Origin of the sequence: Psychrilyobacter piezotolerans, from assembly GCF_003391055.1 — a bacterium.
In the GTDB taxonomy this organism is placed as follows: domain Bacteria; phylum Fusobacteriota; class Fusobacteriia; order Fusobacteriales; family Fusobacteriaceae; genus Psychrilyobacter; species Psychrilyobacter piezotolerans.
On record NZ_QUAJ01000015.1, the window covers coordinates 21892 to 34098 of the forward strand.

The window sequence follows — 12207 nt, forward strand, 5'->3', positions numbered from 1 at the left end:
CTTAACTGTGTTCATAATAAAAGCTTATTTCACTCCTAAAGGAGCGAGATACTTTTTCTCTACAGCAAGAAATAAGTATCCAAAAAGTGCCGGAAGTTTCTAATTGCCTTAGTGAGTTAGTCCAGGGATTCCCGTTTCTTATTGGGATGCCTGACGGGCATGGTGGGTAGGACGAAACTCGTTAGATATTTACTGTGAAGTCGGACGACTACAAACTTCAGAGTTATAAATAATAAAGACACTTAAAAATTATTTTCTCTTGGTTTTTTTTTAACTTTGAAAGTGATATTACTTTGTACTTTCATATATACTAGAGCGTTCAACAAATTAAGTTCCGCAGTTAAGCGAGGACTGTAGCTTTCAAAGCTCGTATATTAATATTTTACTTAGGAACAATTTTCAAAGTTTGAGCTTTTCTTTCCTCTGTTTCTTTTACTCACTAAAAGAAATAGAGCCAGTTAAGGGTGGAACCCTTAGAATTTATTAGTGTAGTTCTTTGGTGATAAAAAATTAAATATAAATTTATGTATAGTACGTATACCAACGGGAGGGAAAAATGGTAGAAGAAGTTTATAAAAATATTTGGCGGATAGAAGTACCGCTTCCTAAAAGTCCTTTAAAATTTTTAAATGCTTATGTTATTGTAGGGGGTAAAAAAAATCTTCTTATAGATACCGGATTTAATCGTCAGGAATGTAAGGCTGCTCTTTCCAAAGGTCTGGAGAAAATAGGGGTCTCCATGGATCGGACCGATATCTTTATCACTCATCTTCACAGCGACCATTCCGGCTTGGTATCGGATTTTATAAAAAAAGGAAGAAAGGTTTACTGCAGCAAAAAAGATGCCCTGGATATAAATCTTCTCCGGGATTTTAACAGATGGAAAAATAATTTTACGGGAGCTGAAAAGCTTGGATTTCCGGAAGACCTGGATGAATATTTTGACAGACATCCCGGGTTTAAGTTCAACAATACCCATGATGTAGAGTTTTCCTATGTGGAAGACGGAGAAATAATCCAGATAGGGGAATATTCTCTTCAGTGTGTATCTACTCCTGGGCACACCCAGGGAATAATGTGTCTCTATGAAAAAAATCATAGACTACTGTTTTCCGGAGATCATATTTTAGAGAGAATAACTCCCAATATATCGGTATGGTCCCTGGAAAATGATGCTCTGGCAGATTATATAAATAGTTTAAGAAAAATCAAAAAATTAAATGTAGACAAGGTTTTTCCTTCCCATAGAAACCTCTTTGATTATTGCCACCAAAGGATCGATGAATTAATCGATCATCACCATGAAAGGCTTATAGAGGTAAAAGAAATTCTAGTCAGAAAAAGTTTACAATCTCCATATGAGGTAGCTTCTCAAATGAAGTGGGATATTAAATTTTCAAACTGGGATGATCTTCCCCATGTTCAAAGGTGGTTTGCCACTGGAGAAGCTATGGCGCATTTAGTTTACCTCTATAATTTAAGAAAAGTTTCTCTTTCCGACAATAAATACTATGAATTTTCTAATTTTTAATCTTTATTTATTGAGGGAATGGAAATAAATTGTTGAGCATTTAAAAAATAATGTTAAAAAAATTTATAAGTAAAGTACAAAAATGAAAGTTGATCAAATTGAAAAAGGAGACAAAAATATGAAAATACTGTGGTACGATACGGAAACAACTGGATTAACAGAAAACAGTGCTATGTTTCAGATATCTGGAGTGATAGAGATAGATGGTGAAGTAAAGGAGGAGTTTGATATCTTCTGTAAACCCCATGTGGGAGCAGATATATCGGAACAGGCCTTGGAAGTAACAGGAATAAGTCGTGAACAGTTAGATAGTTTTCCACCTCCTAAAAAAGCCTATGAGGAGTTAGTAGAAATTTTTTCAAAATATATCGATAAATTCGACAGAGAGGATAAATTTATCATTGCAGGGCAGAATGTAAAATTTGATATCGATGTACTGAACAGGTTTTTCAAGAGAAACAATGATAATTATCTGGGAAGTTTTCTTAATTATAAGCAGGTATTTGATACCCTCAGTGTATATACGGCATTGGAGATAGCAGATGTAGTACCTAAACTGGAGAATCATAAGTTGGAAACTATATGTAAAATCATGGGAGTAGAACTGAGTAATGCCCACAATAGTCTGGCCGATATAAAAGCTACCAAAGAGGTAGGGGATAAACTGCTGCAGGGGCTTAGGAGGATAAAAAAACAGAAGATTAAACTTTAAAAAATAGAAGTTTATACATTGAATATTTTAACGGGCTTAATAATTTACAATCATGAAGTCGTAGAGGTAAAGGTTGGAGGGACTGGTTTAAATATTGAAAAGAAAAAGATTAAATTGTAAAAAAAATCTATCCCTGTTAAGGGATAGATTTTAATTATGAGGGACCTAAGGCAAAGATTTTAATTTTTCGTAATCGATTGCACTTGCGTAATCTTTTAATTCTTTCTTGGTTATTTCCTGTCCTTCAACTAATACTAAAAATCTATCAGCAACAATGATTTCGAGTTTACCTTTTTTACTGTAGGGGTCGAATTTTACAATAGCTTTCTCACGTTTAATTCTTTCGAGTTTTCCACCATCAGATGTAGTAAGCATCGGATTACTATATATGGCCATCATATTTTGTATAAGCTGGGAATCGGTGATAATCTGGACAGTAATGGAACTGGATTTGTTATTATATTGACGTTTAGTCGTAATAGCACCACCGAACAAAGATGCATTCGTTGTCTGAGAAGCTGTAGTCCATCCACTCAAAGGTTTCGGAAGAAAAGGTTCCAGCCCTTCTGCCACCTCTTGTTGAATCAATTGGGATGCATAGTTAAGACTTTCGACAGAATATTTATATTCGCCGGCTTTATAATATTTATACGCCTCCTTCATAGAATCTTCAATATCGTTGGCATATGCAGGGACAGAAAATATCATCAATATGATGAACAGTCCATTCATTTTCAGATTTTTAATGTTCAAATTAAACATACAGACCTCCTTTTTATAGGTTAAATTGATAACAATTTTAATGCGGTAAACCATATAACAAAACGACATAAACTGAACAAAATAAATATTCACTATTAATATATAAAGAAAAGTAAAAAATCCTTTTTTTATTAATGATAAATTTTATATGATTTTGAATCACGATTATGATTGCCGTGAACAGAGTGGAAAGGCTATGGTTATAGATTTTATTTTATTATTCCATATTTTTAAATGGAGGAATTGAGAGAGTTTTTGTAAATATATTAAAATAACCTGACTATCCTACTGGCTGAAAAAATATTCAGAATGAAAGCAGGGTAATGTTTTCCTCCATGCTATAGACATGGCTGCAATTAATCCCCCCATGGCAGATAAACTTGCAGGGATAAATGCTTTGACTATGGAAATATCTGGGGTAAAATTAAGAGAGGATAAAATCGAGATAATAAACAACCTGTAGTAGATTATGATAAATATGTCAAAAAAAGGAGTTTCTCGCAGGTAGCTGGATTGAAATAATAAAGTTTTTATTATGGCGGGAAAAAATACAAGATGTTATGATACGTGCCTTGAATGAAATTTAATAAATAATTCTTATGAAACTGTAGAAAAATACGAAGAATTATCGATGCTTATAAAGGAGGAGATTCTTATGATGGTAACAGTATTAATGCCTGTATATAATGCAGGTGAATTTTTAAGGGAAGCAATGGATAGTATTTTAAATCAAACTTATGAGGAATTTGAGTTTTTGATAATAAATGACGGGTCTACAGATTCAAGTGTAAATATAATTGAGTCCTATGAAGATGAAAGGATAAAATTAGTTCATAACACCGAGAATATGGGACTTATAAAGACTCTGAATAAAGGGATAGAGATAGCTCGTGGGAAATATATTGTCAGGATGGATGCCGATGATATAGCAGAAACAAATAGGATAGAAACACAAGTAAATTTTATGGAAAGTAATGATGATGTTGCAGTGGCAGGATCCAATGGGGTAATATTTTTATCCGATAAACCTATGATAAAAAAACCAACAGATTTTCCTATAAGATACACTGAAATCAGGTGCAGACTCCTCTTTGAAAGCCCCATAATGCATCCAGCTGTAATAATGAGAAAAAATGTGTTATTAGAAAATAATTATAGGTATAGGGATGAATATAAGGATACGGAAGATTATGGATTGTGGGTGGAGATAGCAAAGGATCATAAGATCGTAAATATTCCTAAAAAATTATTGAGATACAGGATAGTTTCCAGCAGTATGACCAATCAGGCACTAAAAAAGATGAGTGACAGGATAAGGGTAATGAAAAAAATATATATTCTGGGACTGGATTATTTAGGGGTTGAATATAGTGAAGATGAACTGGATATCCATGCAGAGATAGCTCTCTCTTCTACTTTAAAACACTTTCAGTATACTAAAAGAAGTGTTGAAAAATGGCTGCATAAATTAATAGCTGCAAACAATTTTATCGGAAGATATAAGTCAGAAATTTTTAATAGAGAGATAGCGGAACAGTATTTTAACGTCTGTGTATACAATGGAACCTATGTAGATTATAAGAATAGTAAATTTGCTAACTATAATCCTAAGAGTTTCTTTACGTATATGAAGTTAAAGAGTGCTGTCAGGATAAAACAGATGGTAAGGTAAAAAAATAAGAGGAGTGCAGTATGCCGGAAGATAGACTAAATAAGATAAGTTGTAGTAATTATAAGTGTGAGATTGAGTTAACTCTTGAAATAATAAGCGGGAAATGGAAAGCACTTATTTTATGGAATTTGGGGAACTATGGAACCATAAGGTTCAATGAATTTAAAAGACGTATTCCAGGGATAACTCAAAAGATGCTGACTCAGCAGCTGAGAGATCTTGAAAATAATAAGCTGGTAAGCAGAAAGGTATACCCGCAAGTTCCTCCCATGGTGGAATACTCATTGACAGAGTTAGGAGAAAGACTTATGCCAATCTTAGAAGAGATGGATAAGTGGGGAAAAGACTATATGAGTTTAAGATAAAAAAAGCTCTCAATTATAATTGAGAGCTTTTTTTATTGATTTTTTATCTACTTAAAGATGTATTTTTTTAGTAAGACTGTCTCATTTTTTATGTCACGGTGAATTACAGATTTCACGTCGAAATTAAACATTTTAAAGACCAACTGTATGATACTTCCCGTGAAAAGAGCTGTAATAACTGTGCCCATCCCTGCATATCCGCCGAGAAAATAGCCCATCCCTAAGACACATATCTCGATGGTATTTCTAACGCCTCTCACTGAAAAATTAGTCTTTTTAGTGAGAGCGACCATCAGGGCATCTCTAGGACCACAGCCGAGACCGGCGGAGATATAGAGGTAACACCCCACACTGAATACAAACAACCCGATGAACATCATGGGGATTCCCATGTAGAAACTTTTACTCAGGGGAACTATATTCATATATAATATCAGATCCAGAAAGGTACCGAAAAATAAGATGTTTAATACCGTTCCGCTGCCTATTTTTTCCCCCAGAAAAACATCCAGTGTTATAACAATAATTCCGATAAGGATACTGGCCTGGCCCATGGTAATATTTCCGACTTTAGAGATCCCCTGGTGGAGTACATCCCAGGGAGAAAATCCTAAGTTGGATTTTATGATTATAACTACCCCCAAAGAGCAGACAAAAAAACCTAAAAATAATTTTAAGTATCTGAGTATTTCATTTTTCATGACCTTCCTCCTCTGCTAAAATTCTATGCTTTATATTTTTTTACTCCTAGTATAACCTTTTTCATAGATTGTTCCTAATTAAATATTTTATGCAGTCAAAGTTATCTTGCTGTAGGAGTTATAAGGTAGTTTAACTTTAGTTTTTATTAAGTTAAACAAAGAAAAAAAGCTGGCTGAATAGCCAGCTTTTTCTATAAAATTTTTAGAAATTTACTTTTTCACCGTAATAAACAGCTTTGAATAAGTCCTTCATCTCTTCTACAGAGATATCTCTTGGGTTTGTACCTGTACATGGATCCGCTACCGATGTTCTTGCAATCTCATCTAAGTTTGCCAGGAAGAACTCTTCTTCTACCCCGAATTCTTTCAATGAATGGGGCATATTCATTTGTTCCCTCAATTCTTTAACTAAGTTTACCAATGATTCCACTAACTCAGTTTCGTTATTCCCGGCCAGTCCTATTGTTTTGGCTGCATGGGCATATTGTGTTTTTCCAACCTTATCTTTTGAATTGAACTCAATTGCATATGAAAGGTAGATTGCATTGGCTAATCCATGGGCAATATTTAAAACTTTTCCTGTCTTATGAGCCATTGAATGAACTATTCCAAGGATTGCATTTGAGAATGCCATTCCTGCTAAGTTTTGTGCAATATGCATATCTTTTCTTGCACAATCTTCGCCGTTATAAGAGTTTATTAAAGTATCTGAGATCATCTGGATAGATTTCATTGCCAGTGCATCTGTAAATGGATTTCTTGCCTTTGAAACATAGGCTTCCAGTGCATGAGTCAATGCATCCATTCCTGTATTGGCAACTAATTCCTTAGGCATTGTCTGTACTAAGTTCGTATCTACAATGGCTACATCCGGAGTGATGTTGTAGTCTGCAATTGGATATTTGATATTAGTCTCATTGTCTGTGATTACAGAAAATGATGTTACTTCTGTAGCTGTACCACTTGTTGTAGGAACTGCTATGAATTTAGCCTTATTTCTCAGTTCCGGTAAGTTAAATGGTTTTGCAGCTTCTTCAAATGTGAATGCCGGGTGTTCATAGAAGATCCACATAGCTTTGGCAGCATCTATGGGTGATCCTCCACCTATTCCTATTATTACATCTGGCTGGAATTTATTCATTGCTTCTACACCTTTCATAACAGTAGCTACCGAAGGGTCATTTTCTACTCCTATGAATAATTCACTCTCTATCCCGGCTGTTTTTAAATATTGGGCAGCTCTGGGTACCGTTCCATCTTTAATTAATCTCTCTGATCCTATAACGATAAAAGCCTTAGTTCCTTTAATTGTGTTTAAATGTGAGAGTGATTCTTCTCCGAAATATAAATCTCTTGGTATTGTAAATCTTTGCATTTTTGTTTCCTCCTAAAATTCTTTAATATTTTTTACATGGGATTAGTATATATTAAAATTTTTAGAAAAAAAAGAAGGCACTTTTTAGTGGTATAGTTACCAAAAGGTAGGAATTGAAGGATTAAAAGGCTTTAGACAGGCAAAAAAAATAATTTATTTTTCAGCAGCCAAAATATAAGGCAAAAGTTTGTCAGATTGAAAAAAAGTATATTATCTGATATAATTACCTTTAGAAAATTAAAAATGAAGGCTGATAAATCATCTGTGAAAAGGAAAAAAATGATTTAATAGTGGTTTAATAAAAGGAGATAAAAATGGGGAAATTATTAAGAGGTTCAAGTAAAAATGCAAGATTTTTTATAGTTGATACAAAGGATATAGTACAGGAAGCATTGGATATCCACAAATGCAGTCCTACTGCAATCAAAGCTTTTGGAAGATTATTGACAGGATCAGTTATGATGGGTGCAACTCTGAAGGGAGATGACTTATTAACCATAAGAACGAATACAGATGGTTTATTAAATCAAATGTTAGTTACCAATGATGCCAAGGGGAATGTAAAAGGTTACCTGAGTAATCCAGAAGTTGATTTAGAGTTAAAAGATGGGGAAATACCCAAGGTTGGAGATTTAGTTGGGAGAGGGACGTTAACTGTGATAAAAGATATGGGGTTGAAAGAACCCTATGTAGGAGTATCACAAATGGTTAATGGTGAAATAGGAGAAGATATAGCTTATTATTACTATACATCGGAACAGACACCGTCGGTAGTGGTGTTAGGAGTATCATTAGGTCCTGATATGAGGGTAAAAAATGCCGGGGGATATATGATTCAATTGTTACCGGATGCCAGCGATAACTTTATTACAAAGTTGGAAGCTAAGATAAAAGCCATGAGACCAATGACTGAATTATTAGCAGGCGGTATGAGCTTAAAGAGGATAGCAAAATTAATTTATGAAGATATGGATTCGGAAAATGATTTAGCATTGATTGAAGATTATAATATCTACGAAGAAAAGAAAATCTCTTATGAGTGTAATTGTAATAAAGACAAGTTTTACAAGGGGTTAATTACAATAAGAAGGGAAGAGTTAGAGGAAATATTTACAGAAAAACCTGAATTAGAGGTAGAGTGTCATTTCTGCAGGAAAAAATATTCATTCACAAAAGATGAATTATTAGGATAGATTTTAAGACTACTAAATTTAGTAGTCTTTTCTTTATATGATATAATAAATTAAAGTGAAAATAAATAATTTTTCGGCGTAGATTAGATTAATTGATAATTAAAAATCTGTGCAATCTGCGGCAAAGAAAGATTTCTGGTAAAAAAATAGCTTAGAATTTGGAGGTAAAGATGAAATTAGCGGATACACACTGTCATATAGACAGTGATAGATATGATGAGGATAGGGAGAATATCTTAAAAGAGATAGAAGGAAATTTAGAATTTGCAGTGAATATCGGTTATGATTTAGATTCTTCTAAAAGATCTATAGAATTGGCAGATAGACATGATTTTATGTATGCCGTGGTAGGAGTTCATCCCACAGATATAAAGGGATATAACGATGAATTAGAAGATCAATTGGAGGAGTTAGCCGGTCATCCCAAGGTAGTAGCCATAGGTGAGATAGGGCTGGATTACCATTGGATGAAGGATGAAAAAGAGGAGCAGAAAACAGTATTTAGAAGACAGCTGGAGCTGGCTAAAAGAGTAAATAAACCCGTAGTTATCCATACAAGGGATGCTACCCATGATACTCTGGAGATTTTGAAAGAATATCCTGAAATAAAGGGAATAGTTCATTGCTATCCGGGTTCTTATGAAAGTGCAGTGGAGATTATGGATAATTATTATTTTGGAGTGGGAGGAGTGATTACCTTTAAGAATGCCAGAAAACTTGTAGAAGCTGTATCAAAGATACCTTTGGACAGGCTGGTAATAGAAACTGATTCTCCATATTTGACTCCTACACCATTCAGAGGGAAGAGAAATCATCCTATCTATGTGGAACATATAGCCAGAAAGATAGCTGAGATAAAGGAAATTTCCTATGAGGAAGTAGTGAGAGTCACTACGGAAAATGCCAAAAAAATTTATGGGATATAAATTTATTTTTACCACGAATTAACCTAATAGCACGAATTAAAGAGGTGAAACTATGAAAGATATAATTTTTAAAGATGAAAGTTATAAAATAATAGGAGCTTGTTTTAATGTCTATAATATATTAGGCAGTGGTTTTTTGGAGGCAGTTTATCAGGAAAGTTTAGAAATAGAATTAAATATTGAAAAAATACCATTCATGGCAAAAAAAGAATTATGTATAAATTATAAAGAATATTAGCTTGTACAAAAATATATTCCAGACATTATTTGTTATGAAAAAATAATTTTAGAATTAAAAGCAGTAAAAAAATATCGAATGAACATAAAGCACAGTTATTTAATTATTTAAAGGCTACAGGATATAAATTAGGTATATTAGTTAATTTTGGGAACTATCCTAAATTAGAATATTATAGAATTGTACTCTAAAAATTCGTATAATAAGTGTTATTTGTGGTGAAGAGAAAAGGAGTAAAAAATTATGAGTATATTAAAGTGTCCTGTATGTCAGGGTGAGTTAAATAGGATTGAAAAAAGTTACAGGTGCAAAAATAATCATACCTTTGATATGGGAAAACAGGGGTATGTAAACCTGCATATGTCCAATGAGAAAAGGAGTAAAAATCCCGGGGATGATAAGGAGATGATAGTCTCAAGGAAAAACTTTTTGGAGAAGGGTTATTATAAAAAAATATCAGAAACTTTGAATGAAAGTATAAAAAAGGAGATAGGAAGTAAAAGCGGTATAAATATCTTAGACATAGGATGTGGAGAGGGGTATTATACCAATCTTTTGAGGGACAGTCTGGAGGAGGGAAATCCAGGTTCCCATATTGTAGGAATAGATATATCCAAAGATGGGATTATCCATGCTGCCAGAACTTACAAGGGGATTGAATGGATAGTAGCGAGCGGATCAAATCTTCCCATTGCCAGCGAATCACTGGATTATGTGATCTGTATGTTCAGTTATATAGATCCTGCAGAGTATAAAAGGGTGTTGAAAAAAGGCGGGAAGTTAATAACTGTCAGTACAGGAGAATACCATCTGGTGGAGATTAAAGAGGTGGTTTACGATAAGCTGAAGATGGATTACTACAGACCCACCCAGGATATAACGGAGGGATACAGCCATAAAGAACTGATAAATGTCAGATATGAAACTGAATTAAAAGATGGCAAAGATATAAAAAGTTTATTTGATATGACTCCCTACAGGTGGAAAAGCCCCAAGGACGGGGTGGAAAGACTTTTTAATTTATCGGAATTGAAGATAACAGTAGATGTAAATATAGATATTTTTGAAAAAAATTAAAAATTTGAAACGTGAATCTAACTCCTTTTGTCCTGTGGGACATCTTCCGCGATTCACGAGTACTAGAAATTTATTTTACTAAAAATAAATTTTACGATGTGATAAAAGGAAGAACTTATATGGGGGAAATTGAGATTAGAGATGGTTTGAAATTACAATCTCAATATTCCTGTAGATTACGCAAATTAGCACAGATTAAAATTATAAAAAAAAACTTAGCCACTAATGGACACCAATTATCACTAATAAAATTGAAGAGGATTTGTGTAGATTGGTGGCAAAATAATCAGAATTAAGGGAGAATGCCGTGATTATAGGATTAGGAACGGACATAGTGGAAATTTCCAGGATAAAAAAAGCTATCGAAAGAACTTCTACTTTTTTAGAAAAGGTATATACGAAAAAAGAAATAGAATATATCTCGCAGAAAAAAAATCCATACCCCAGTTATGCAGGGAGATTTGCAGCCAAGGAGGCTATCTCAAAAGCCTTTGGAACTGGTGTCAGGGAATTCGGTCTGCTGGACATAGAGATACTAAATGATGATTTAGGGAAACCCGTAGTTTATCTGTCGGATAAACTGAGTGAAAGATATAATGGGAGATTAAATTTAAGCATCTCTCATTCCAAGGAGTATGCAACTGCAACTGCTATTTTAGAGGGGCAGTAAGGGGAAAATGGGTGGATTTGAGGAATGGTTTTATTGTGGTAAAGGATAAAATAGGAGGAAGCTATGAAGAAAATAATTTTATATCTAATTATGGCAACAAGTATTTTAGGAGCACAATTGGTGGATGGGTATTATGTAGTACAGGAAGCCGAATATTATGCAGACGGATATGCATCGATTACCAGTATCAAGGTAAAAAATGGTGAAATAGTAAAGGTAACGGCAGACCTGATAGATAGAAAAGGAAAGTTAGTCAGTAAGAATAAAAAGTATAACAAACAAATGCGGGCTGTAACAGGAACGGATATGAAAGAATTTTCGGTAAAAGTACCTAAAGATTTTATGGACTCATTGGAAGAAAGAAATAGGGCGGGAGGATCATCCATGGAAAATGTTGATTTTCAATTACCTTATATAGATACTCTGGCAGGTGCTACTAGTGCCAGTAAAAAATTTAAAAAGATGATGAAATTTTTGGTGGAAAAGGCAGAGTCTGGAGAAACAGGGGAATACAAGATTAAATTATAGAAACAGGGGGAACTATGAAGAAAATAATTTTATACCTGGTTATGGGAACGACTATCCTAGGGGCACAATTGGTGGACGGATATTATTCTGTTCAGGGAGAAAAATATCATTATGGATGGTTATCAACTGCCAGTATCACAGTAGAAGACGGTGAGATAGTAGAAATTACCACCAATAAGGTGAATAAAGAGGGAGATTTAGTAACAGAGGATGCGGAATATAACAAAAAAATGCTGGCTAAATCAGGAGTTACTTTTAAAGAATTTTCAGTGGAAGGACCTAAAAACCTTATGGCAGTATTGAAGGGGAACAGGGATACGGCATTTCATCTGCCGGAGATAGATATTGTAGCAGGAGCTACAAGTTCCAGTAAAAAATTTAAAAAGATGATGGAATTTTTGGTGGAGAAGGCAGAATCTGGAGAGGCAGGAAAGTACAGGATGAAACTATAGATTTA

At 34.0% G+C, this 12207-nt stretch carries 13 protein-coding genes and 1 pseudogene; 11 read left to right on the forward strand and 3 right to left on the reverse strand.

Annotated features, from left to right (window positions below; all coding sequences use genetic code 11):
• Positions 1-556 precede the first annotated feature (556 nt).
• Positions 557-1531 (forward strand): MBL fold metallo-hydrolase, encoded by a 975-nt coding sequence (locus DYH56_RS09270; protein ID WP_114642586.1) that lies wholly within the window; start codon positions 557-559, stop codon positions 1529-1531.
• 118 nt (positions 1532-1649) lie between these two features.
• Positions 1650-2243, forward strand: coding sequence for a 3'-5' exonuclease (locus DYH56_RS09275; protein ID WP_158539108.1), 594 nt, complete (start codon positions 1650-1652; stop codon positions 2241-2243).
• 165 nt (positions 2244-2408) lie between these two features.
• Here DYH56_RS09275 and DYH56_RS09280 read toward each other — a convergent pair whose 3' ends face one another.
• A complete protein-coding gene (locus DYH56_RS09280; protein ID WP_114642588.1) occupies positions 2409-3005 on the reverse strand; it encodes a hypothetical protein in 597 nt (198 codons plus the stop codon).
• Positions 3006-3660: 655 nt separating this feature from the next.
• Here DYH56_RS09280 and DYH56_RS09285 point away from each other — a divergent pair.
• Both DYH56_RS09285 and DYH56_RS09290 read left to right on the forward strand, forming a co-directional pair.
• The gene (locus DYH56_RS09285) at positions 3661-4677 is read left to right on the forward strand and encodes a glycosyltransferase family 2 protein (RefSeq protein ID WP_158539109.1); all 1017 of its coding nucleotides are present in this window, start codon (positions 3661-3663) and stop codon (positions 4675-4677) included.
• Positions 4678-4697: 20 nt separating this feature from the next.
• On the forward strand, positions 4698-5042 hold the full coding sequence (locus DYH56_RS09290) for a winged helix-turn-helix transcriptional regulator (RefSeq protein WP_114642590.1): 345 nt from the start codon (positions 4698-4700) through the stop codon (positions 5040-5042).
• Between the two features lie 47 nt (positions 5043-5089).
• Here the strand turns inward: DYH56_RS09290 and DYH56_RS09295 are convergent, their stop codons facing one another.
• Together DYH56_RS09295 and DYH56_RS09300 are read right to left on the reverse strand one after the other, a co-directional pair.
• Positions 5090-5743, reverse strand: coding sequence for a YczE/YyaS/YitT family protein (locus tag DYH56_RS09295; protein ID WP_114642591.1), 654 nt, complete (start codon positions 5741-5743; stop codon positions 5090-5092).
• Positions 5744-5945: 202 nt separating this feature from the next.
• On the reverse strand, positions 5946-7118 hold the full coding sequence (locus DYH56_RS09300) for an iron-containing alcohol dehydrogenase (protein WP_114642592.1): 1173 nt from the start codon (positions 7116-7118) through the stop codon (positions 5946-5948).
• Positions 7119-7432: 314 nt separating this feature from the next.
• On the opposite strand from DYH56_RS09300, the gene hslO reads away from it, so the two are divergent.
• The 7 genes and pseudogenes from hslO (at position 7433) to DYH56_RS09335 (ending at position 12202) form a co-directional block, all read left to right on the forward strand.
• Positions 7433-8311, forward strand: coding sequence for an Hsp33 family molecular chaperone HslO (gene hslO, locus DYH56_RS09305; RefSeq protein WP_114642593.1), 879 nt, complete (start codon positions 7433-7435; stop codon positions 8309-8311).
• A 170-nt stretch (positions 8312-8481) separates the two neighbouring features.
• On the forward strand, positions 8482-9237 hold the full coding sequence (locus DYH56_RS09310) for a TatD family hydrolase (protein ID WP_114642594.1): 756 nt from the start codon (positions 8482-8484) through the stop codon (positions 9235-9237).
• Positions 9238-9289: 52 nt separating this feature from the next.
• Positions 9290-9648 (forward strand): annotated as a pseudogene (locus DYH56_RS16420) (GxxExxY protein); the annotation flags it as partial.
• A gap of 70 nt (positions 9649-9718) precedes the next feature.
• The gene (locus DYH56_RS09320; RefSeq protein ID WP_202922776.1) at positions 9719-10552 is read left to right on the forward strand and encodes a putative RNA methyltransferase; all 834 of its coding nucleotides are present in this window, start codon (positions 9719-9721) and stop codon (positions 10550-10552) included.
• Between the two features lie 307 nt (positions 10553-10859).
• Complete coding sequence (gene acpS, locus DYH56_RS09325; protein ID WP_114642595.1) at positions 10860-11222, forward strand: holo-ACP synthase; 363 nt, start codon at positions 10860-10862, stop codon at positions 11220-11222.
• 63 nt (positions 11223-11285) lie between these two features.
• Positions 11286-11750 (forward strand): hypothetical protein, encoded by a 465-nt coding sequence (locus DYH56_RS09330; RefSeq protein WP_114642596.1) that lies wholly within the window; start codon positions 11286-11288, stop codon positions 11748-11750.
• 14 nt (positions 11751-11764) lie between these two features.
• Entirely contained in the window at positions 11765-12202 is a 438-nt protein-coding gene (locus DYH56_RS09335; protein ID WP_114642597.1) for an FMN-binding protein, read from the forward strand.
• The last annotated feature ends 5 nt before the right edge of the window (positions 12203-12207 follow it).